This window comes from Pseudomonas sp. S3_G06, assembly GCF_054667565.1.
This window is the reverse complement of the sequence record NZ_CP162738.1, coordinates 5486602-5508799: the sequence shown is the minus strand read 5'-3', so window position 1 is coordinate 5508799 and position 22198 is coordinate 5486602. Positions and strand designations below refer to the sequence as shown.

Sequence of the window (22198 nt, the reverse complement as noted above, 5' to 3'; positions counted from 1 at the left end):
CAGCCTTCGGCAGCTCCTACATTGGAATGCGTCCACCTGTAGGAGCTGCCGAAGGCTGCGATCTTTTGATCTTCAGGCCGGGGACATTTCCTGTGCGAGTCCCAAAAAAGCCGCCGGCAACCGCGCGCCCTTCCTCTCTTTGAGGCAATACAGATACTCCGGAATCTGCGGTGCATTCTCGATGGTCAGCACGCGCAGTTGCGGATCATGCGGCACTTCCTGCCGCGCGATGATGCTGATGCCGATATTGCGCAGCACCGCCTCGCGAATTGACTCGCGGCTGCCGATCTCCAGCAACGGCCCGAAGCTTACTCCGGCGCTGGCCAGCAACTCTTCGGTCAACCGCCGCGTGGTCGAACCCGACTCGCGCATCAACAACGTATGCCCGGCCAGCGCATTCAACGTCACATGCTCAAGCGAGGCCAACGGATGATTGCGATGCACCGCCAGCACCAGCGGATCAGTGCCGAGCACCCGGCGAATCAACCGCGTATCGTCGAGCAGCTGCGACGACGCCGCGACATCCACCCGGTAATCCTCCAGCGCTTCCAGCACCTGCTGCGAGTTGCCGATTTCCACCGACACTTCCACCTGCGGCAAACGCTCGCGGAAGGTCTTCACCAGGTCGAGGATGTAATACGGCGCCGTCGCGGCAATGCGCAGCGTGCCTTGGACCTGCCCGCTGTTGCGCAGGAAAAACTCGATGTCTGCCTCTTGCTGCAACAGGGTCTTGACCATCGGCAGCAAGCGCGCGCCTTCATCGCTGACGCTCAGTCGGCGCCCGCCACGGTAGAACAACTCCACCGAATACTGGCTTTCCAGATTGCGAATCTGCGTGGTCACGGTCGGTTGGCTGAGGCCGAGTTTTTTCGCCGCCAGCGTGATGCTGCCCAGGCGGGCGACCATGTAGAACGCTTTCAGCTCGGCACTCAGCACAACCATCCCTCACGTTTATTTGCGCAGCAGGCGCAAACCGTTGAACACCACGAGCAGGCTCACGCCCATATCGGCAAATACCGCCATCCACATGGTGGCGAGCCCGGCGAAGGTTACCGCAAGAAAGATCGCCTTGATCACCAGCGCCAGTGCGATGTTCTGTTTGAGGATGCTCGCGGTATTGCGCGACAGGCTGATGAACGCAGGAATCTTGCGCAGATCGTCGTCCATCAGGGCGACATCGGCGGTTTCGATCGCGGTGTCGGTGCCGGCGGCGGCCATGGCGAAACCGATCTCGGCACGGGCCAATGCCGGGGCGTCATTGATGCCGTCGCCGACCATGCCGACCCGGTGGCCCTGCTTGTACAGATCTTCAATGGCTTGCAGCTTGTCGGTCGGCAGCAAGTCGCCGCGCGCCTCGTCGATCCCGACCTGGGCGGCAATCGCTTGCGCGGTGTGGACGTTGTCGCCGGTCAGCATCAGGGTTTTCACCCCGAGTTCATGCAACTGACGAATCGCTTCGCGGCTGGTTTCCTTGACCGTGTCGGCCACGGCGAACAGCGCCAGTGGGCCTGCGCTGTCGAGCAGCAGCACAACGGATTTGCCCTGTTTTTCCAGCGCGAACAGCTTTTCTTCCAGCTGCGGCGAGCACAGGCCCAAATCTTCGACCAGACGATGATTGCCCAGGTGATAGGTCTTGCCGTTGATATCACCTTTGACGCCCCTCCCGCCTAGCGCGGCGAAGTTATCCACAGTCAGCGCGGCGAAGTTTTTATCCACAGCGGCACTGGCAATCGCCAGCGACACCGGGTGATCGGAGCGCCCGGCCAGCGCGGCGGCGATGGCCGGTGCCGTGGCGTCTGCGGTCGGCTCGAGCGACAGGTAATCGGTCTGCACCGGTTTGCCGTGGGTGATCGTGCCGGTCTTGTCCAGCGCCAGATAATCGAGCTTGAAGCCGCCTTCCAGATACACGCCGCCCTTGACCAGAATGCCCTTGCGCGCCGCCGCCGCGAGGCCGCTGACGATGGTCACCGGGGTGGAAATCACCAGTGCGCACGGACAGGCCACCACCAGCAGCACCAGCGCGCGGTAGATCCAGTCGAACCACACCGCGCCCATGAACAACGGCGGGATGATCGCCACGGCCAAGGCGAAGACGAATACCGCCGGGGTGTAGATTTTCGAGAATTGGTCAACGAAACGCTGCGTCGGCGCCCGCGCGCCCTGGGCCTGTTCGACGGCGTGAATGATCCGCGCCAGCGTTGAGTTGTTCGCCGCAGCGGTCACCGTGTATTCCAGCGAGCCGGCCTGATTGATGGTGCCAGCGAAGACTTTATCGCCGACAGTTTTTTCCACCGGCAGGCTTTCACCGGTTATCGGCGCCTGGTCGATGGTCGAGCTGCCGCTGACCACCGCGCCATCCAGCGCGATGCGCTCGCCGGGTTTCACCCGCACGCGGGCGCCAAGATCGACGCTTTTCACCTCTTGTTCGCGCCAATTACCGTCGGCCTGCAATACCGTGGCCTGCTCCGGGGTCATCTGCATCAGGCCGCTGATCGCATTGCGCGCGCGGTCCAGCGAGCGTGCTTCGATCAGCTCGGCGACGGTGAAGAGGAACATCACCATCGCCGCTTCCGGCCACTGGCCGATGAGGATCGCGCCGGTTACGGCGATGCTCATCAGCGCATTGATGTTGAGGTTGCGGTTCTTCAGGGCGATCCAGCCCTTTTTATAAGTGCCGAGGCCGCCGCTGAGGATCGACACCAGCGCAACAATCGCCACCACCCAGTCGGGGGCAGCGCTGGTGAAGTGGATGACTTCGGCGCCCAGCGCGGTCAGGCCGGACAGCGCCAGTGGCCACCAGTGCTTTTTCACCGCAGCCGGGGCCGGCGCGTCGACACCCGCCTCGAGTGGCTCGGCGTGCATGCCGAGGGATTTGATCGCCTCGGTGATCGGCTCGGTGCCCGGCAGATTGTGGGTCACGCCAAGCACGCGGTTGATCAGATTGAATTCCAGCTGCTGCACGCCGGCCAGTTTGCCGAGCTTGTTCTGGATCAGCGTCTGCTCGGTCGGGCAGTCCATCGCCTCGATGCGGAAGCTGCTCAGGCGCGCGTCGGCGCTGGTCTTTTCGCTCAATTGCACTCGCGCAGGTGCGGCGGCTTTTGACGAGCAGCAGGCATCGCCGCCATGCGCATGTTTATGCACGGGCTGCAATTTATGACTGTGATCGTGACCGTCGCCGGGCTTGTGGGTGTGCAGGGAATCGCTCATTGGTCGCGTCCATGAAGGTGCCTGTTGCCAAGTAAAGACCCTGTAGCCACTATAGGGTCAAGCACCCTTTTGGAGATGGCCGTCATGAAGATCGGCGAACTGGCGAAACTCACCGACTGTGCGGTGGAAACCATCCGCTACTACGAGCGCGAAAACCTCCTGCCGGAACCGGCGCGCAGCGACGGCAACTACCGCGTCTACACCCAGGCCCACGCCGAGCGCCTGACCTTCATCCGCAACTGCCGCACCCTCGACATGACCCTCGAAGAAATCCGCAGCCTCCTCGCCCTGCGCGACAGCCCGCAGGATCAGTGCGAGAGCGTCAATGCGCTGATCGACGAACATATTCAGCACGTGAAGGCGCGAATTGATGGGTTATTGGCGTTGCAGACACAACTGCTCGACCTGCGCCAACGCTGTGGCGAAGGGCCGGAGGCGGATCAATGCGGGATCTTGCAGCGGCTGGAAGTCAGTGGCGGGGTTGTTGCAACGGAGGTTGAGCATTCCCACGTCGGCCGTAGCCACGGCCACTGAGCCCAACACACAACCAAATGTGGGAGCGAGCCTGCTCGCGAAAGCGGTGTATCAGTCGACACATCTGCGACTGACACGCCCTCTTCGCGAGCAGGCTCGCTCCCACAGGGATATTGCGGTGTGGTTTAGACCGCCATCGGCGCGGTCATCGGTGGATGGTGCTCATAGCCTTCCAGCGAGAAATCGCTCGGCTCGACCAATTCCAGCCACTCCGGCTGATATACGCCAGTTTTGGCAAACTCCGGCACGCGATCGGAGATCTTCAGTTTCGGCATGGCAAACGGCTCGCGCTTGAGCTGTTCGTTGAGCATGTCCAGGTGGTTCTCGTAGACGTGCGCATCGCCGATGAAATAGGTGAACCAGCGCGGCGTGTAGCCGGTCAGGCGCCCGATCAGGCTCAGCAGCGCGGCGCCCTCGGTGAGGTTGAACGGCGTGCCCAGTCCCAGATCGTTGGAACGGATGTAGAGAGTCAGGGAGATCTCCTTGGTCTCGACGTTCGGGTGGAACTGGTACAGCAGATGGCATGGCGGCAGGGCCATTTCATCAAGCTGGGCAACGTTCCAGCCGTGGAACAGAATGCGGCGGCTGCCCGGATCCTTGATGATCGTGTCGACGCACTGGCGCACCTGATCGATCGCCTTGTACAGCACGACGTAGGCCTGACCGTCTTCTTCGCCCTGAGCGATCTGCTTGTAGCCGTTGGCCAGGGTTTGTTCAATGGCGGCGGTGTTGCTCAGCGGGATCTGCTTGTACGCCGGCCATTTGCGCCATTGCACGCCGTAGATTTCACCGAGGTCGTCGTCGCCCTGACGGAACGGGTTGGCCAGCCATTGCGCGTTTTCGTTGGCGTTCTGGTCCCAGACCTTGCAGCCCAGCGCGCGGAATTCAGCGGCGTTGTTCACGCCACGCAGAAAGCCGCACATCTCGCCGATGGCCGATTTGAAAGCCATTTTGCGCGTGGTGATCGCCGGGAAACCTTCCTGCAGATCGAAACGCAGCATCGCTCCCGGAAAACTGATGGTGTTGATGCCGGTGCGGTTGGCCTGCTTGGTGCCGTTCTGAATGACGTGCGAGACCAGTTCGAGATATTGCTTCATGAGTTACCTGTGTCCTTGGAGCCCCGGCGTCGCGCGCCGGGGTTCGTAGTTTAAGCCGTCGGCGCGAGCGGCGCTGCCGGGGCGCGACGATAGGCCAGCCAGATCAGCAACAGCCCGCCGACAATCATCGGCACGCAGAGCACCTGGCCCATGGTCAGCCAGTTCCACGCCAGATAGCCCAACTGCGCATCAGGCACGCGGACGAACTCGACGATGAAACGGAAGATGCCGTAGAACAGCGCGAACATGCCGGAGACCGCCATGGTCGGGCGCGGTTTGCGCGAGAAGATCCACAGGATCAGGAACAGCGCCACGCCTTCGAGGGCGAACTGATACAGCTGCGACGGGTGGCGCGGCAACTGCGCCGGATCGCTGAACGGCGGAAACACCATGGCCCATGGCACGTCGGTGGCCTTGCCCCACAACTCAGCGTTGATGAAGTTGCCGATGCGCCCGGCGCCCAAGCCGATCGGCACCATCGGCGCGACAAAGTCCATCAACTGGAAGAACGACTTGCCATTGCGCTTGCCGAACCACAAGGCCGCGAGCATCACGCCAATAAATCCGCCGTGGAACGACATGCCGCCCTTCCACACTTCGAAAATCAGTGTCGGGTTGGCCAGGTATGCGCTCAGATCATAGAACAGCACATAGCCCAGACGGCCGCCGACGATCACGCCCATCGATAGCCAGAACACCAGATCGGAGAGTTTCTCCTTGGTCCAGGTCGGGTCGAAGCGGTTGAGCCGGCGCGACGCCAACAGCCACGCGCCGCCGATGCCGATCAGGTACATCAGACCGTACCAGTGGATTTTCAGCGGACCGATGGCCAGGGCCACCGGGTCGATCTGCGGGTAAGGCAGCATTGCGACTCCTTGTTAGAGTTGAAAGCGAAATTCCCGGGCGACGCTGCCACCTCAGGATTAAGCCAGGATTGCCACGCGGTCAGAGCAGAAAGCTCAAACCCACGCAGAACAGCAAAGCGGCGAACAGCCTTTTCAGCAAGCGCGGCGACAACCTGTGCGCCAGACGCGCGCCGAGCCGAGCGAAGACCATGCTGGTCAGGGCGATGCCCAACAATGCCGGCAAATACACAAAACCGAGACTATGGGCCGGCAACAACGGATCGTGCCACCCCAGAATCATGAAACTTAACGCGCTGGCCAAGGCAATCGGCAGGCCACAGGCCGACGAGGTCGCCACCGCCTGCTGCATCGGCACGCTGCGCCAGGTCAGAAACGGCACGGTCAGCGAGCCGCCACCAATGCCGAAAATCGCCGAGGCCCAGCCAATCACCGTACCAGCGGCAGTCAGACCGAGTTTGCCCGGCACCGTTCGGCTGGCCTTGGGTTTGACATCCAGCGCCAGTTGCACGGCGATCACCAGAGCGAACACACCGATGATCTTTTGCAGGTTCGGCCCGGAGATGGCTTCTGCGGTCAGCGCACCGAAACCGGCGCCGAGCAGAATGCCCACGGTCATCCAGCGAAAAATCGCCCAGCGCACCGCGCCACGGCGGTGATGTTCACGCACGGCGTTGACCGAGGTGAATATGATCGTCGCCAGCGACGTGCCCACCGCCAGGTGCGTGAGGATCGACTGATCGAAGCCCTGCAGGGTGAAGCTGAACACCAGCACCGGGACGATGATGATCCCGCCGCCGACGCCAAACAGCCCGGCGAGCACGCCCGCACAGGCGCCGAGCGCTAGGTAGAGCAGAAATTCCATGACCGTCTCCAGCACGCATCGGCAAAACAGGAGCGGCATGTTAACGGATGCGCAGCCTTCTGCTCCACTGGCGATGGATGCACGGACGCCGGATGCGTAGAGTGGGCAAAAAACACACAAGGACCACCTTATGTGCCTGATTGTTTTCGCCTGGCGCCCGGGCCATGCCCAGCCGCTGATCGTCGCGGCCAACCGCGACGAGTTCTACGCCCGCCCCAGCCTGCCATTGGCGCCGTGGCCCGAGGCGCCGCATGTGCATGCCGGGCGTGATCTTGAGGCTGGCGGCACCTGGCTGGGGATCGGCGCCAACGGACGCTTCGCCGCGCTGACCAATATCCGCGATCCGCAACAGCCGCCCGCGACCAAATCCCGAGGCGAGCTGGTGGCGCGTTTTCTCACGGCTGATCTGTCAATTGATGATTATTTGAGCGATGTGGTGGGTCGTGCCGCTGAATATGCCGGGTTCAATCTGCTGCTGGGCAATGCCCATGAGTTGTGGCACTTCAATGCACGAGCGTCAGAGCCGGTGATGTTGCAGCCTGGAGTTTATGGGTTATCCAACGCGGGGCTGGATACGCCGTGGCCGAAAGTGCTCAAGGCCAAGGCGGCGTTGAGCGCGGTGCTGGATGATCCTCAGCCTGAGCGGTTGCTGGCCTTGCTGAGCGATGCGCAGACCGCACCCGAGGCGGAGTTGCCGGATACCGGGGTAGGCATGGCGACGGAGTCGTTGTTGTCGAGCGTGTTTATTGCCAGCCAGAGTTATGGCACGCGGGCGAGTACAGCGTTGATCGTGCAGGCAGACGGGACGCGGCAGATGGTCGAGCGCAGTTTTGGGCCGTATGGCGGGCATCTCGGGGAAGTTGAGGTTTGTGTCTAACAGCAGCCCCTCACCCCAGCCCTCTTCCGGAGGGAGAGGGGGCCGACCGAGGTGTCTTGCGGTATACATCGACCTGAAAGATCGAGTCGATTATGGATTCAGCAAAGCACTTACAGGTCGACGGAGTTCTGCAGCATCCCCCAATCAGTCCCCTCTCCCTCTGGGCGGTCCGACGTTTCGGGAGGGCTAGGGTGAGGGGCTTTTGATCTTTAGAGAGCCTTGGTCACCACCGGCGAATTCATCTTCGCCAACCCGAGATTCTTCAGCGCCAGTTGCAGCGAGCTGTGGATAACCTGCGGGTTATCGATCTTCATCAGTTCCGCCAGCATCTCCTGCGCCTTGCTCAGGTTCACCTGACGCAACATCCACTTCACCTTCGGCAGGTTGGTGGCGTTCATCGACAGGCTGTCGAAACCCATCGCCATCAACAGCACCGCCGCCGCCGGATCACCGGCCATCTCGCCGCAGATGCTCACCGGTTTGCCTTCGGCGTGGGCGTCAGTAACGACGGTTTGCAGGGCTTGCAGCACCGCCGGGTGCAGGTAGTCGTAGAGGTCGGCGACGCGCGGGTTGTTGCGGTCTACCGCCAGCAGATACTGGGTCAGGTCGTTGGAGCCGACCGAGAGGAAGTCGACCATCCGCGCCAGTTCCTTGGTCTGGTACACCGCTGCCGGGATTTCGATCATCACGCCGATCGGCGGCATCGGCACGTCGGTGCCTTCGTCACGCACTTCGCCCCAGGCACGGTGGATCAGGTGCAGGGCTTCTTCGAGTTCGTGAGTGCCGGAGATCATCGGCAGCAGAATCCGCAGGTTGTTCAGGCCTTCGCTGGCCTTGAGCATCGCGCGGGTCTGCACGAGGAAGATTTCCGGGTGGTCGAGGGTCACGCGAATGCCGCGCCAGCCGAGGAACGGGTTGTCTTCCTTGATCGGGAAGTACGACAGCGACTTGTCACCGCCGATGTCGAGGCTGCGCATGGTCACCGGTTGCGGGTGGAACGCGGCGAGCTGTTCGCGGTAGATCGCCAGCTGTTCCTTCTCGCTCGGGAAGCGCTGGTTGATCATGAACGGCACTTCGGTGCGGTACAGGCCGACCCCTTCAGCGCCACGCTTCTGCGCCCGCGCCACATCGGCGAGCAGGCCGGTGTTGACCCACAGCGGCATGCGGTGGCCATCGAGGGTCACGCACGGCAGGTCGCGCAAGGTATCGAGGCCCAGCGCCAGTTGTTTCTCTTCTTCGACGACTTCGGCGAACTGCTTGCGCAGCACTTCGCTGGGGTTGGTGTAGACCTCGCCACGGGTGCCGTCGACGATCATTTCGATGCCGTCGACCTTGGCGTACGGCAGGTCGACCAGGCCCATCACCGTCGGAATGCCCATGGCCCGGGCCAGAATCGCGACGTGGGAGTTACCCGAACCGAGTACCGAGACCAGACCGACCAGCGTGCCTTCCGGCACCTCGCCGAGCATCGCCGGCGTCAGCTCTTCGCTGACCAGAATGGTTTTTTCCGGGTAGACCAGGTTTTGCTGACGCTCTTCCTGCAGATAGGCGAGCAAACGGCGGCCAAGGTCTTTGACGTCCGAGGCGCGCTCGCGCAGGTAGGCGTCGTCCATCAGTTCGAAACGGTTGACGTGCTCAGTGACCACCTGACGCAGCGCGCCCTGAGCCCACTGCCCCGTCTTGATCACCGTGGTGATTTCGCTGCCCAGCGAGGCATCGTCGAGCATCATCAGGTAGACGTCGAACAGCGCGCGCTCTTCCGGGCGCAACTGGGTCGCCAGTTTGGCGGACAGGGCGCGCATGTCGGCGCGCACGCCTTCGATGGCGGTCTTGAACAGCGCCAGCTCGGCGTTGATGTCGGTGATGGTCTTGTCCGGCACCACGTCCAGGTCCGCCGGCGGCAGCATGACCACGGCGGTACCGACGGCAGCACCCGGCGAACCCGGTACGCCGACAAACTTGGCTTCCTGAATGCCCTTGCCCTGCCGGCCCAGACCACGGATCGAACCGGTGGCCTCGGCGTGGGCGATTACGCCGGCAAGCTGCGCGCTCATGGTCACGAGGAAGGCTTCTTCACCTTCGTCGAACTGGCGGCGTTCTTTCTGCTGGATGACCAACACGCCGACGACGCGGCGGTGGTGGATGATCGGTGCACCGAGGAACGAGGCGTAACGCTCTTCACCGGTTTCGGCGAAGTAGCGATAGCGCGGGTGAACCGAAGCGTTCTCGAGGTTCAGGGGTTCTTCACGCGTGCCGACCAGACCGACCAGACCCTCGTTGGGGGCCATGCTGACCTTGCCGATCGAGCGCTTGTTCAAGCCCTCGGTGGCCATCAGGACGAAGCGATTGGTTTCCGGATCAAGCAGATAGACCGAGCAGACCTGGCTGCCCATGGCCTCTTTGACGCGCAACACAATAATCCCCAACGCCGCCTTGAGATCCTTGGCGGAGTTAACTTCCTGGACGATCTTGCGCAGCGTATTGAGCATGGCTCGGGGTCGAACTCCGTCGTCAGTCGCGCGCTAAAAGGCGCGGGGCAAGCTCTTTGAGAGCGCGTCGATACACCTCGCGCTTGAATGTCACCACCTGGCCCAACGGATACCAATAGCTGACCCAGCGCCAGCCATCGAACTCCGGTTTACCGGTCAGATCCATCCGCACCCGCTGCTCGTTGGAGATCAGGCGCAGGAGAAACCATTTCTGTTTCTGGCCGATGCACAGCGGTTGGCTGTGGGTACGCACCAGGCGTTGCGGCAAACGATAGCGCAACCAGCCTCGGGTACAGGCCAGTATTTCAACATCTTCACGTTCCAGGCCAACTTCTTCGTTCAGCTCGCGGTACAAGGCGTCTTCCGGCGTCTCCTCGGGGTTGATCCCCCCTTGCGGAAACTGCCAGGCGTCCTGATTGATACGGCGAGCCCATAGCACCTGGCCGGCGTCATTCGTCAGAATGATCCCGACATTGGGGCGGAAACCATCGGGGTCGATCACGGCAACAACCTCGCAAACGCATGTCGCCGCATTGTTCCACAAAGCTTGATGAGGCGGCAACGAAGGTTCCTACCTTATGTGCACTCTTGTGAAAAGACCGTATTCTTGTCGCCTTTTTACTGACTTTTCAGCGGGTAACTGCAATGCGCCTGGCTTTATTCGATTTGGACAACACCCTTCTGGGCGGCGACAGCGATCACGCTTGGGGCGATTATCTGTGCGAGCGCGGCTTCCTCGACCCGATCGCCTACAAGGCGCGCAACGACGAGTTCTATCAGGATTACCTGGCCGGCAAGCTGGACAACGCCGCCTACCTGAACTTCTGCCTGGAAATTCTCGGCCGCACCGAAATGGCCGTACTCGACGCCTGGCACAGCGATTACATGCGCGACTGCATCGAGCCGATCGTGCTGCCCAAGGCACTGGAGCTGCTGAAAAAGCACCGCGACGCTGGCGACAAACTGGTGATCATCACCGCCACCAACCGTTTCGTGACGGCACCGATCGCCGTGCGCCTGGGCGTGGAAACCCTGATTGCCACCGAATGCGAAATGATCGACGGCCGCTACAGCGGGCGCAGCACCGACATTCCGTGTTTCCGTGAAGGCAAGGTCACGCGCCTCAATCGCTGGCTGGAAGAGACCGGGCATTCGCTTGAGGACAGCTATTTCTATAGCGATTCGATGAATGATCTGCCGCTGCTGGAGCAGGTGGCGAATCCGGTGGCGGTAGACCCGGATCCGAATCTGCGGGCCGAGGCCGAGAAGCGTGGCTGGCCGGTGATTTCGTTGCGCGACTGATATCGCCTTCGCGAGCAGGCTCGCTCCCACATTGGATCTGTGTCATTCACAAATCTCCTGTGGGAGCGAGCTTGCTCGCGAATGGGATCGACTCGGTCTCAAGCCTTAAACCGGCTTGGCCCCCATCAACGCCGCTATGGCGACAAACCCGACGCCGCTGACAATCGCCAGGGCCAGATTGAATGTGCGGTTGCCCACCCCGCTTGTCCACAGCCGATCCAGCCGGACCAGCAGCCAGACCGCACTGAACGTGGCCACGGCATAGATCACGCTGGACCCCAGAATCCACAATTGGCCCAATGGCCAGCCCACCAGATGTACCAGCCACCAGCCGGTGAAAGGCATGCTGAGCATGCCGATCAGCATCAGACACCAGATGAACAGCCACGGACGGCGCATCGTACTGGCCGGGCCTTCGCTGCGATTTCGCCAGGTCAGGGCGGCGAGCCCCAGCCCGCTCGCGAGGATGACCACGGTCGCCGCGACGTGAAGGACTTTCAGGGTGGTCAGGGTTTCCATGTCGTTCTCTTCCGTAGATCCATGCCCATCAGCGTAGCCGCTCAGCCAAGAAACAGCTGATAGGCCGGGTTGTCGCTTTCATCCCAATACGGGTAGCCGATTTCCGCCAGTGCCGCCGGCACCAGATGACGTTCGTCATGGGGCACTTGCAGGCCGGCGACCACGCGGCCGTCCGCTGCGCCGTGGTTGCGGTAGTGAAACATCGAGATATTCCAGCGCCCGCCGAGCTTGTTGAGGAAGTTGAACAGCGCGCCCGGGCGCTCCGGGAATTCGAAGCGCAGCACCACTTCATCGACCACCTGCGCCGCGCGGCCGCCGACCATATGGCGGATGTGCAGCTTGGCCAGCTCGTTGTCGGTCAGGTCGATGACCGGAAAACCCTGCTCGGTCAGGCTCGCCAGCAAGGCGCTGCGCGGATCGTTGTCCGGGTGAGTCTGCACGCCAACAAAAATGTGCGCTTCGCTGCCGGTGTTGTAGCGGTAGTTGAATTCAGTGATCTGGCGCTTGCCGATGGCTTCGCAGAACGCCTTGAAGCTGCCGGCCTTTTCCGGGATGGTCACGGCGATGATCGCCTCGCGCCCTTCCCCCAGCTCAGCGCGTTCGGCGACGTGGCGCAAACGGTCGAAGTTGACGTTGGCGCCGGAGTCGATGGCGACGAAAGTCTGGCCGCTGACGCCACGCTGCTCAACGTATTTCTTGATTCCGGCTACGCCCAACGCGCCGGCAGGCTCAGTGATCGAGCGGGTATCGTCGTAGATATCCTTAATTGCAGCGCAGATCTCGTCGGTGCTGACAGTAATCACTTCATCGACGTAATCCTTGCAGATCTCAAAGGTGTACTGGCCGATCTGCGCCACCGCCACGCCGTCGGCGAAGATACCTACGGTCGGCAGAACCACGCGCTCGCCCGCTGCCATCGCGGCTTGCAGGCAGTTGGAATCGTCCGGTTCGACGCCAATCACCTTGATGTCCGGACGCAGGTATTTCACGTAGGCCGCGATACCGGCGATCAGGCCGCCACCGCCGACCGGGACGAAAATCGCGTCCAGAGGCTGCGGGTGCTGACGCAGGATTTCCATCGCAACGGTGCCCTGCCCGGCGATGGTGTGCGGATCGTCGTACGGGTGGATGTAGACGTAGCCTTTTTCATCGACCAGTTTCAGCGAATAGGCCAGCGCTTCCGGGAACGAGTCGCCGTGCAGCACCACTTTGCCGCCGCGCGAACGCACGCCTTCGACCTTGATTTCCGGGGTGGTCTTGGGCATGACGATGGTGGCTTTGACGCCCAACACTTTCGCCGCCAGCGCCAGACCCTGTGCATGATTGCCCGCCGAGGCGGTGACCACGCCTCGGGCGCGCTCTTCGTCGCTCAATTGCGTCAGCTTGTTGTAGGCGCCGCGAATCTTGAACGAGAACACCGGCTGCAAGTCTTCGCGCTTGAGCCAGATGTCGTTGCCCAGCCGCTCGGAGAGCTGGCGAGCGTTCTGCAGCGGGGTTTCTACGGCAACGTCATAAACGCGCGAGGTGAGGATCTTCTTGACGTACTGTTCGAGCATCGGAAAGCATCACTGGCGATTGGGCGGGACCAGCGAGTCTAACCCGCCTTTTGCCGAGGCGACCACACTAAACAGGTGGTTTTAGGGTCTGGAAACCCATTCTTGAGTGAGCACCGTTGTGGCGAGGGGATTTATCCCCGCTGGAGTGCGAAGCGCTCCCCTGCATTTTTTCAGTTACACCGCGTTCCAAGATCTTACGACGACTGCGTCGCCGAACGGGGATAAATCCCCTCACCACAGCTTGTTTCCCCCTCTACCACCGCGAGGCCTATAATGCCGGCCTTTCTGCCCAACCCTTGCCCGCTTCCGGAGCCCGCATGACCCAGGATCAACTCAAACAGGCCGTGGCCCAGGCCGCCGTCGACTTCATCCTGCCGAAACTCGACGACAAGAGCATCGTCGGTGTCGGCACCGGCTCCACCGCCAACTGCTTCATTGATGCACTGGCCCAGCACAAGGGCGCGTTCGATGGCGCAGTCGCCAGCTCCGAAGCCACCGCCGCGCGCCTCAAGGGCCATGGGATTCCGGTGTATGAGCTGAATACCGTCAGCGATCTGGAGTTCTACGTCGACGGCGCCGATGAAAGCGATGCGCACCTGAACCTGATCAAGGGCGGCGGCGCAGCCCTGACCCGCGAGAAGATTGTCGCCGCCGTGGCCAAGACCTTCATCTGCATCGCCGACGCCAGCAAACTGGTGCCGGTGCTCGGCGAGTTCCCGCTGCCGGTGGAAGTGATCCCGATGGCCCGCAGCCACGTAGCCCGCCAACTGGTCAAACTCGGTGGCGACCCGGTGTACCGCGAAGGCGTGTTGACCGACAACGGCAACATCATCCTCGACGTGTTCAATCTGCAGATCACTAACCCGGTGGAGCTGGAAGCGCAGATCAATGCCATCGTCGGTGTGGTCACCAACGGCCTGTTCGCCGCGCGCCCGGCGGATCTGTTGTTGCTGGGCACCAGTGAAGGCGTGAAAACCCTGAAGGCTGAGTAACAGACTGCCCGAATCGTGGCCAGACAAATAAACCTGTGGGAGCGAGCCTGCTCGCGAATGCGCCTGTTCAGCCAACATCTTCATTGACTGGCCAACCGCATTCGCGAGCAGGCTCGCTCCCACAGTGTTTTGTGGTGTTGGTCAGTTTTGTGTGGGCTTCTTGAAGACGTAAAACAGATTCGGCTCGCTCACCAGGTACAACGTGCCGTCATCATCCATCGCAATCCCTTCCGCCTGCGGCACGGTTTTCTGCAAACCCTGACGCCCGCCGCTGATCGACATGGTGCTCAAGGGGCGCCCGTCGACATCCAGTTCGATAATCAACCGCGACTCGTCCGACAGTGCCAGCAAGTGCCCGCTGCGTTCGTCGTACTGCAGACTCGACAGATCACGCACGAACATCCCGGCATCGCGCTTGGGGTTGTTGATCACGTGCACCGCGTAGGTCTTGTCCGGTTTGAAGTGCGGAAAACCGTGGACTTCGTAGATCAGCATCGGGTCGCGTTCTTTGGCCACGAACAGCCGCTTGCCCACCGAGTCGTAAGCCAGCCCCTCGAAACCCTTGTTGCTGGCCATGTGCACGCCCAAGGTCATTTGCTCGGCATCTTCGGCATCGAGAAAAGTGGTGTCGGCTTCAAGGTGGATCTTGATCAGGCGTTGCTGACGCTCGTCGGTGATCACGTAGGTATCGGCGCTGATGTATTCGACCGCTTCCGGATCGCCAAAACCCACCAGGGCGATGCGCCGCAGAATCTTGCCTTCCAGCGACAGTTCGATCAGTTCGGAATTCTTGTTGGTCACGGTGAACAGGCTTTTGCGCACCGGATCGTAGGTCAGCGCCGAGACGTCATCGTCGAGCCCGTCGATCGGTCGCGCTTCGATGGCCACCCGATATTGATCCAGGCCGATCGCCTCGCTGCTCACCGGTTGCCACAGCGTGTGCAGGTTGAACCAGGCGCGCTCGAACAGGCGCAGGTATTGGCCGATCGCGAGCAACGCGATCAGGGCAATCATCAAAAAAAGGATAACCAGCGGTTTGGGACGGGCAAGTCGACGCATTCAGGCAGGCTCGGGTTCAAGGCAGGCGGATGAAATATCACGCCTGTCTGAACTGAAGCTTAATGGCCACTTGCCTGCCACGACAACCGCACAATTCCGCGATTGTCGTAGGGAAAATTACCGGTGTTTTTCGAAGCGGTAGAACAGGTTCGGTTCGCTGACCATGTACAACGTGCCGTCCTCGTCCATGGTCATGCCTTCGGCGCGGGGAATGGTGTCTTTCAGACCATTGAAATTCCCAAGCAACGTCATGAAGCTGACTTTCTCGCCCCTCTCGTCCAGTTCCAGCAAAAGGTGCGAATCGGCGGACAACACCAGCAGATGGCCAGTGCGCGGATCGACGGCCAGCGCCGACAGGTTGCGAATATCGAGCTCGTCACTGGCCAGCTTCTGCTTGTCGCCGATCAGGGTCTGGCTGCCGTCGCTTTTCCAGGTGAACAGCGCCGGCGGGCGCTCTTCACCCAGCACAAGTTGCTCGTTGCGCGGATCCCAGGTGATGGCTTCGAAAGCTTTGTTCTGATCTTTCGACGGCCCAAGGTCGTATTTCGGGAAGTCGGCAATGTTCAGCTCACGGGTACCGGCTTCGACCTTGACGATCGACAGCGTGTGTTGACGTTCATCGACAATCGCCAGCAGGCCGTTTTCCATGACCGTCAGGCCTTCCGGATTGCTCCAGCCCACCAGCGGCATCTTGCGCAGCACGTCGCCTTGCAACGTCAGCTCAGCCAGGAACGGATTTTTGCCCATGACCGCGAACAGGGTCTTGGTCTGCGGGTTATAGGCCAGATCCGAAGCTTCGTCCTTTTCCATGCCCGGCAGCGGCTTGGCATCGATCACCACCTGATAATCCGGCAGCCAGACACTCTCCTTCTGCTCGGCCTTGCTCTCGAAGCGCTCCAGCACCCACAGCACACCGCGATCATCCCAGTGCATGGCGAACGCCAGTCCATAGGCTGCCGCGATGACCAGCAACAGCCAGACATACCAGCGCAGAGCGAAGCGGGAACGATGGGTAGTTTTTTGCTGAGTTTGAGATGACATCAAAGGACGCGTTCCGAAAATTCAGGCCAAGGGTAATAGCACAAAGAGGCCGGCTGAGACGCCAGAATCGCGGAAATTATCCAGAGAGGATGTGAAAAAAACGGGAAATGGCGGGATTGCCGTGTGCATTTGCCAGCAGCAACACATTCAGATATTCAATGGCCCTTGTGGCGAGGGGATTCATCCCCGTTGGACTGCGCAGCAGGCCCCTCTTTAAGATCAAAAGGGGCCCGCTTCGCGCGCCACCGGGGATAAATCCCCTCACCAAAAAGCTCACCCCCCACAAGGGGTTCTGCGGTTAGCGCACGCTGCTGCTGAAGCTGCTCGCCCCCGGCAGTTCGAGGACGATTTCATCGCCGACGTTCAGCGGGCCGACGCCCACTGGGGTGCCGGTGAGGATCACGTCGCCGGCCTGCAGCGAGAAGCAGCCGGCCATGTGCTGGATCATCGGCACGATCGGGTTGAGCATCGCGCTGCTGTTGCCGTCCTGGCGCACTTCGCCGTTGATGGTCAGGCGGATGCCGATGTCGGTCAGGTCAGCGAAGGTGCTGCCGACCACGAACGGCGCGATCACCGCTGCACCATCGAACGATTTGGCGATTTCCCACGGCAGGCCCTTGGCTTTCAGTTCGGCCTGCTTGTCGCGCAGGGTCAGGTCCAGCGCCGGGGCGAAACCGGAGATCGCATCAAGGACTTCTTCACGGCTCGGCTTGGTTGACAACGGCTTGCCGATCAACACGGCGATTTCCGCTTCGTAGTGCACCGAACCGCGCTCGGTCGGAATGCTGAACCCGCCTTCCAGCGGCACCACGCAACTGCCCGGCTTGATGAACAGCAGCGGCTCGGTCGGCACCGGGTTGTCCAGTTCCTTGGCGTGCTCGGCGTAATTGCGGCCAATGCACACGACTTTCCCGATCGGGAAGTGGATGCGCGTGCCGTCGACGTACTGGTGCTGATAGCTCATTTACCGACTCCTGCCTTTATTGATTCAACAGAGATTACCGATCAAACCGGGAAAATCTTGCCCGGGTTCATGATGCCGTTCGGGTCGAACACTGCCTTGACCGCTTTCATGTACTCGATCTCGGCCGGCGAACGGCTGTAGGTCAGGTAATCACGCTTGGTCATACCGACGCCGTGCTCGGCCGAGATCGAGCCGTTGTACTTCTCGACGGTTTCGAACACCCACTTGTTGACTGTGGCGCACTTGGCGAAGAACTCGTCCTTGCTCAGGTTTTCCGGCTTGAGGATGTTCAGGTGCAGGTTGCCGTCGCCGATATGGCCGAACCAGACGATTTCGAAATCCGGGTAGTGCTCGCCAACGATCGCGTCGATTTCGCGCAGGAACGCCGGCACTTTCGAGACGGTAACCGAGATGTCGTTCTTGTACGGCGTCCAGTGGGAAATGGTTTCGGAGATGTACTCGCGCAGCTTCCACAGATTGTGCAGCTGGGTTTCGCTCTGGCTCATCACGCCGTCGAGTACCCAGCCCTGTTCTACGCAGTGCTCGAAGGTCTCCAGCGCGCTGTTGGCCACTTCTTCGGTGGTCGCTTCGAATTCCAGCAGGGCGTAGAACGGGCACTGGGTCTCGAACGGCGCCGGCACGTCACCACGGCCCATGATCTTGGCCAGGGCCTTGTCGGAGAAGAATTCGAACGCGGTCAGGTCAAGTTTGCCCTGGAAGGCATGCAGCACCGGCATGATCGAATCGAAATCGGCGGTGCCGAGGACCATGGCGGTGAGGTTTTTCGGCGCGCGATCGAGGCGCATGGTCGCTTCGACAACGAAACCGAGGGTGCCTTCGGCGCCGATGAATAGCTGACGCAGGTCGTAACCGGTAGCGTTCTTGATCAGGTCCTTGTTCAGCTCGAGCACGTCGCCCTTGCCGGTGACGACTTTCATGCCGGCCACCCAGTTGCGGGTCATGCCGTAGCGAATCACTTTGATCCCGCCGGCATTGGTGCCGATATTGCCGCCAATCTGGCTGGAACCCGCCGAGGCGAAGTCGACCGGATAGTACAGGCCGTTTTCCTCGGCGACGTTCTGCAGATGCTCAGTGACCACACCCGGCTGGCACACGGCGGTGCGGTCGGTGAGGTTGACGTCGAGAATCTGGTTCATGTAATCGAACGAAACCACCACTTCGCCCTTGGCCGCCACCGCAGCGGCGGACAACCCGGTGCGCCCGCCGGACGGGACCAGTGCGACCTTGTGGGTGTTGGCCCAACGCACCACGGCCTGCACTTGCTCGATGGTCTTGGGAAACACGATGGCGCTCGGTGCCGGCGCGAAATGCTTGGTCCAATCCTTGCCGTAAGTGTTCAGGGAGTCGGCGTCGGTGAGGACTTTGCCAGGCTCAACCAGGGTCTTCAGTTCATCAATCAGCGCAGGATTGGTCATCGACAGAACTCTCGAACAATTCATGGTCATCCTGAGAACGCTTCACGTCGCAGGAATGAGTGTTTAGCGGGGTGGCTATGCTAGCATACCGACCCCGCAGGACAGTGCCCAAGGCCAGATCCGCGGTGACGGCTTTGTTGCCGTGCGGGTCAGCTCCAGGCTGCTCCCTCCCTGCCATTTTTCTCCGGGATACAGGTTTACGCAGATGAGCAAGACTTCTCTCGATAAGAGCAAGATCAAGTTCCTTCTTCTCGAAGGCGTCCACCAATCGGCTGTCGACGTCCTCAAGGCGGCGGGCTACACCAGCATCGAATACCTGACTGGTTCCTTGCCGGAAGCCCAGCTCAAGGAAAAGATTGCAGACGCTCACTTCATCGGCATTCGCTCGCGCACGCAACTGACCGAAGAGATCTTCGATCACGCGAAGAAACTGGTCGCGGTCGGCTGTTTCTGCATCGGCACCAACCAGGTTGACCTCAGTGCGGCCCGCGAGCGCGGTATCGCCGTGTTCAACGCACCGTACTCCAACACCCGTTCCGTAGCCGAGCTGGTACTGGCCGAAGCGATCCTGCTGCTGCGCGGCATCCCTGAGAAGAATGCATCCTGCCACCGTGGCGGCTGGATCAAGTCCGCCGCCAACTCGTTCGAGATCCGTGGCAAGAAGCTGGGCATCGTCGGCTACGGCTCGATCGGCACGCAGCTGTCGGTGCTGGCTGAAGGCCTGGGCATGCAAGTGTTCTTCTATGACACCGTGACCAAGCTGCCGCTGGGCAACGCCACACAGGTCAACAACCTGCACGAGCTGCTGGGCATGTCCGACATCGTGACCCTGCACGTCCCGGAAACTGCGGCCACCCAGTGGATGATCGGCGAGAAGGAAATCCGTGCCATCAAGAAGGGCGGCATTCTGATCAACGCCGCACGCGGCACCGTGGTCGAACTCGACGCCCTGGCGGACGCGATCAAGGACAAGCACCTGATCGGCGCGGCCATCGACGTGTTCCCGGTGGAACCACGCTCCAACGACGAAGAGTTCGAAAGCCCGCTGCGTGGCCTCGACAACGTGATCCTGACCCCGCACATCGGTGGCTCGACCGCCGAAGCGCAAGCCAACATCGGTCTGGAAGTGGCAGAAAAACTGGTCAAGTACAGCGACAACGGTACTTCGGTGTCGTCGGTCAACTTCCCGGAAGTGGCCCTGCCGGCTCACCCTGGCAAGCACCGCCTGCTGCACATCCACGAGAACATCCCGGGTGTGATGAGCGAGATCAACAAGGTCTTCGCCGAAAACGGCATCAACATCTCCGGTCAGTTCCTGCAGACCAACGAGAAGGTTGGCTACGTGGTAATCGACGTCGACGCCGAATACTCGGAGCTGGCGCAAGAGAAGCTGCAACACGTCAACGGTACTATCCGTAGCCGGGTGCTGTTCTAACAGCAGCTGCGAGCTTCAAGCCACAAGCGGCAAGTGAAAAGCGCTTTTGCCTTTACTTGCCGCTTGCAGCTAGCCACTTGAAGCTGAATAAAAAAGGGAGCCCCGAAGGGCTCCCTTTTTTTATTTCACGTTGACCGTGATTTTTTCCGAAACGATCGATGGGTCGAACGGCATGTGGCCGCTGTCGCCGAGGATCAGTTGCAAGGTGTGTTTGCCCGGGGCCAGTTTGATCGTGGCTTCGGTCTGCGCCTTGCCGAAATGCATGTGATGGGCGTCAGTCGGGATCGGCGCGCCTTCGGCCGGCAGGTCGTCGACGTCGATCAGCAGGTGATGGTGGCCGGTGTTCTTGGTGGTGTCACCCGCCGGGGCCAGCGCGATGTTCTTGACGCCGAACTTGACCTTGAATTCCTGCGAGACGGTAGCGCCGTCCTCGGGAGAAACGATGAACACTTCAGCATCCTTCGGCGCCGGTGTCGCCGCACTGGCCAGCACCGAAACACCCATCAGCACACCGGCCAACGCTGCACGTGACAAAAAGCTTTTCATTTTCTTCTCCAGTTTTTCCGTAAAATCCGCACGGTCATGACAACTTCATGACCATTCGTTGTCGAAGGCACTCGACAACCATAGCAAAGCGAGCCTGAATCAGAGCGTCGCGATAATGATTTCAAAGGAGTGACCATGCGCCTGCTGCCTGGCCTGATCTGCCTGCTACCCCTTCTGAGCCCGCTGGCTCACGCCGAACTGATTGATGACGTCAACGACCGTGGCGAGCTGCGCATAGCCCTTGAGGCTAATACACCGCCCTTCAATTACAAGGAGGGCGACACCCTCACGGGGTTCGAGGTCGAGCTTGGGCAACTGATCGCCAACGAACTGGATGTACGCGCCGACTTCATCGTCACCGACGAGGGCGACCTGCTCCAGGGCGTTGAAAGCGGCAAGTACGACGTCGCGCTCAACCACATAGCACTGACACCCGAACTCAAGGATCGTTTCGACTTCAGCGAGCCGTACGGCGAGGTTGATGGGCAGTTGTTGGCGAAGAAGGACGAGACGCCGCGGCCGATGGTGCTGGTGCAGGCATTGACCGAAGAGAAGCCGAAAGCGGCGGCGCCGGTAGAATTGGCGATACCGTTTCAGAAGGGTAATCCGGCGTTTCAGGCCAGCCTCAAGAGCGCGCTGGAACGGATCAAGGCGGATGGGCGGTTGGCGGCGCTGTCCGAGAAGTGGTTGAAACCGTAAGAGCCCCTCACCCTCACCCTAACCCTCTCCCGGAGGGAGAGGGAACTGATCCGGGGATGCTTTTGAGGTACGCCGACTTGGGATTGCTATACCGAATCCGAAATCGACTGATCATGGCTTTGTCGAATCCCTGGTCGCCAAGGTCTTTCAGGTCGATGGACAGCGCCAGACACCTCGGTCGGCCCCCTCTCCCCCCGGGAGAGGGCTGGGGTGAGGGCAACAATGGCGGATCAGTCCAAAGCCGCCAGAGTCACCGCCGCCTCAGCCAGCTCAAGCTCACTGAAAACCCGAACCCCATGACGCTTGAGCAACGCCGCCGTCACCCCTTCGCCATTGACCTTGACCCCGCTGAACGTGCCGTCATACGTCAGCAGGCTCCCGCAAGACGGACTGTTGGCCTTGAGCACCGCCACCCGAATGCCGTGCTTTTGCACTAGTTCCAGCGCTTGCCGCGCCCCCTCGAGAAACTGCGCGCTGACATCCTCGCCATCGGTAGTGATTACAGCAGCAGCGCCATCCAGCACCTCACCGCCCTGCCCGCCAGGAATCTCAGCCGCCGCCCGCGGCGTCGGCAATCCACCGGCCACCTCCGGACACAACGGCACTACGCGCCCTTCTTCGATCCATTGCTCAAGCAGATCAAACGGCCCGCTCGCGCCACCGTCATAGCGCACGCGATGGCCCAGCAGGCAGCGACTGACCAGGATCTTTTCCATG

General features: G+C 61.0%; 21 protein-coding genes. 6 read left to right on the top strand and 15 right to left on the bottom strand.

The window, feature by feature from the left end:
* Window positions 1-72 precede the first annotated feature (72 nt).
* Both AB4N47_RS24585 and AB4N47_RS24580 read right to left on the bottom strand, forming a co-directional pair.
* Window positions 73-936 (bottom strand): LysR family transcriptional regulator, encoded by an 864-nt coding sequence (locus AB4N47_RS24585; RefSeq protein WP_137214335.1) that lies wholly within the window; start codon window positions 934-936, stop codon window positions 73-75.
* Window positions 937-951: 15 nt separating this feature from the next.
* Entirely contained in the window at window positions 952-3207 is a 2256-nt protein-coding gene (locus AB4N47_RS24580; protein WP_341638124.1) for a heavy metal translocating P-type ATPase, read from the bottom strand.
* An 84-nt stretch (window positions 3208-3291) separates the two neighbouring features.
* Between AB4N47_RS24580 and cadR the strand changes: the two genes are divergently transcribed.
* Window positions 3292-3741: a Cd(II)/Pb(II)-responsive transcriptional regulator gene (gene cadR / locus AB4N47_RS24575; protein WP_016772685.1), complete on the top strand. Its 450-nt coding sequence runs from the start codon at window positions 3292-3294 to the stop codon at window positions 3739-3741.
* Window positions 3742-3866: 125 nt separating this feature from the next.
* Here the strand turns inward: cadR and AB4N47_RS24570 are convergent, their stop codons facing one another.
* The 3 genes from AB4N47_RS24570 to AB4N47_RS24560 all read right to left on the bottom strand — a co-directional run bounded on the left by AB4N47_RS24570 (window position 3867) and on the right by AB4N47_RS24560 (window position 6566).
* Entirely contained in the window at window positions 3867-4838 is a 972-nt protein-coding gene (locus AB4N47_RS24570; protein WP_041476852.1) for a thymidylate synthase, read from the bottom strand.
* A 50-nt stretch (window positions 4839-4888) separates the two neighbouring features.
* Window positions 4889-5704 carry a prolipoprotein diacylglyceryl transferase gene (gene lgt, locus AB4N47_RS24565; protein WP_016772683.1) on the bottom strand — a complete coding sequence of 272 codons (816 nt, stop codon included), beginning with the start codon at window positions 5702-5704 and terminating at the stop codon, window positions 4889-4891.
* Window positions 5705-5783: 79 nt separating this feature from the next.
* Window positions 5784-6566 carry a sulfite exporter TauE/SafE family protein gene (locus tag AB4N47_RS24560; RefSeq protein ID WP_041476853.1) on the bottom strand — a complete coding sequence of 261 codons (783 nt, stop codon included), beginning with the start codon at window positions 6564-6566 and terminating at the stop codon, window positions 5784-5786.
* 130 nt (window positions 6567-6696) lie between these two features.
* On the opposite strand from AB4N47_RS24560, the gene AB4N47_RS24555 reads away from it, so the two are divergent.
* The gene (locus tag AB4N47_RS24555; protein ID WP_341638125.1) at window positions 6697-7443 is read left to right on the top strand and encodes an NRDE family protein; all 747 of its coding nucleotides are present in this window, start codon (window positions 6697-6699) and stop codon (window positions 7441-7443) included.
* Between the two features lie 209 nt (window positions 7444-7652).
* Here the strand turns inward: AB4N47_RS24555 and ptsP are convergent, their stop codons facing one another.
* Complete coding sequence (ptsP, locus tag AB4N47_RS24550) at window positions 7653-9932, bottom strand: phosphoenolpyruvate--protein phosphotransferase (protein WP_024014698.1); 2280 nt, start codon at window positions 9930-9932, stop codon at window positions 7653-7655.
* A gap of 22 nt (window positions 9933-9954) precedes the next feature.
* The gene (locus tag AB4N47_RS24545; RefSeq protein WP_003229203.1) at window positions 9955-10434 is read right to left on the bottom strand and encodes an RNA pyrophosphohydrolase; all 480 of its coding nucleotides are present in this window, start codon (window positions 10432-10434) and stop codon (window positions 9955-9957) included.
* A 143-nt stretch (window positions 10435-10577) separates the two neighbouring features.
* Between AB4N47_RS24545 and AB4N47_RS24540 the strand changes: the two genes are divergently transcribed.
* Window positions 10578-11234: a histidinol-phosphatase gene (locus AB4N47_RS24540; RefSeq protein ID WP_130900345.1), complete on the top strand. Its 657-nt coding sequence runs from the start codon at window positions 10578-10580 to the stop codon at window positions 11232-11234.
* Between the two features lie 105 nt (window positions 11235-11339).
* On the opposite strand, the gene AB4N47_RS24535 is transcribed toward AB4N47_RS24540, so the two are convergent.
* Window positions 11340-11753: a DUF2269 family protein gene (locus AB4N47_RS24535; RefSeq protein WP_056786263.1), complete on the bottom strand. Its 414-nt coding sequence runs from the start codon at window positions 11751-11753 to the stop codon at window positions 11340-11342.
* Window positions 11754-11794: 41 nt separating this feature from the next.
* On the bottom strand, window positions 11795-13309 hold the full coding sequence (gene ilvA, locus AB4N47_RS24530; RefSeq protein ID WP_071172186.1) for a threonine ammonia-lyase, biosynthetic: 1515 nt from the start codon (window positions 13307-13309) through the stop codon (window positions 11795-11797).
* A gap of 317 nt (window positions 13310-13626) precedes the next feature.
* On the opposite strand from ilvA, the gene rpiA reads away from it, so the two are divergent.
* Window positions 13627-14301, top strand: a complete 675-nt coding sequence (gene rpiA / locus AB4N47_RS24525) for a ribose-5-phosphate isomerase RpiA (protein ID WP_007913886.1) — start codon at window positions 13627-13629, stop codon at window positions 14299-14301.
* Window positions 14302-14442: 141 nt separating this feature from the next.
* Here the strand turns inward: rpiA and AB4N47_RS24520 are convergent, their stop codons facing one another.
* The 4 genes from AB4N47_RS24520 to AB4N47_RS24505 form a co-directional block, all read right to left on the bottom strand.
* A complete protein-coding gene (locus AB4N47_RS24520; protein WP_123441766.1) occupies window positions 14443-15360 on the bottom strand; it encodes an SdiA-regulated domain-containing protein in 918 nt (305 codons plus the stop codon).
* 117 nt (window positions 15361-15477) lie between these two features.
* Window positions 15478-16401, bottom strand: a complete 924-nt coding sequence (locus tag AB4N47_RS24515) for an SdiA-regulated domain-containing protein (RefSeq protein WP_341638126.1) — start codon at window positions 16399-16401, stop codon at window positions 15478-15480.
* 298 nt (window positions 16402-16699) lie between these two features.
* On the bottom strand, window positions 16700-17365 hold the full coding sequence (locus tag AB4N47_RS24510; RefSeq protein ID WP_024014705.1) for a fumarylacetoacetate hydrolase family protein: 666 nt from the start codon (window positions 17363-17365) through the stop codon (window positions 16700-16702).
* Between the two features lie 41 nt (window positions 17366-17406).
* A complete protein-coding gene (locus tag AB4N47_RS24505; protein ID WP_341638127.1) occupies window positions 17407-18801 on the bottom strand; it encodes an FAD-binding oxidoreductase in 1395 nt (464 codons plus the stop codon).
* A gap of 205 nt (window positions 18802-19006) precedes the next feature.
* Here AB4N47_RS24505 and serA point away from each other — a divergent pair, with 205 nt between their 5' ends.
* Window positions 19007-20236, top strand: coding sequence for a phosphoglycerate dehydrogenase (gene serA, locus AB4N47_RS24500; protein WP_024014707.1), 1230 nt, complete (start codon window positions 19007-19009; stop codon window positions 20234-20236).
* 120 nt (window positions 20237-20356) lie between these two features.
* Here serA and AB4N47_RS24495 read toward each other — a convergent pair whose 3' ends face one another.
* Complete coding sequence (locus tag AB4N47_RS24495) at window positions 20357-20782, bottom strand: DUF4399 domain-containing protein (RefSeq protein WP_024014708.1); 426 nt, start codon at window positions 20780-20782, stop codon at window positions 20357-20359.
* A gap of 135 nt (window positions 20783-20917) precedes the next feature.
* Between AB4N47_RS24495 and AB4N47_RS24490 the strand changes: the two genes are divergently transcribed.
* Window positions 20918-21481: a transporter substrate-binding domain-containing protein gene (locus AB4N47_RS24490; protein WP_024014709.1), complete on the top strand. Its 564-nt coding sequence runs from the start codon at window positions 20918-20920 to the stop codon at window positions 21479-21481.
* 230 nt (window positions 21482-21711) lie between these two features.
* Here AB4N47_RS24490 and AB4N47_RS24485 read toward each other — a convergent pair whose 3' ends face one another.
* Complete coding sequence (locus AB4N47_RS24485) at window positions 21712-22197, bottom strand: 2-thiouracil desulfurase family protein (protein ID WP_341638128.1); 486 nt, start codon at window positions 22195-22197, stop codon at window positions 21712-21714.
* Between the last annotated feature and the right edge of the window lies 1 nt (window position 22198).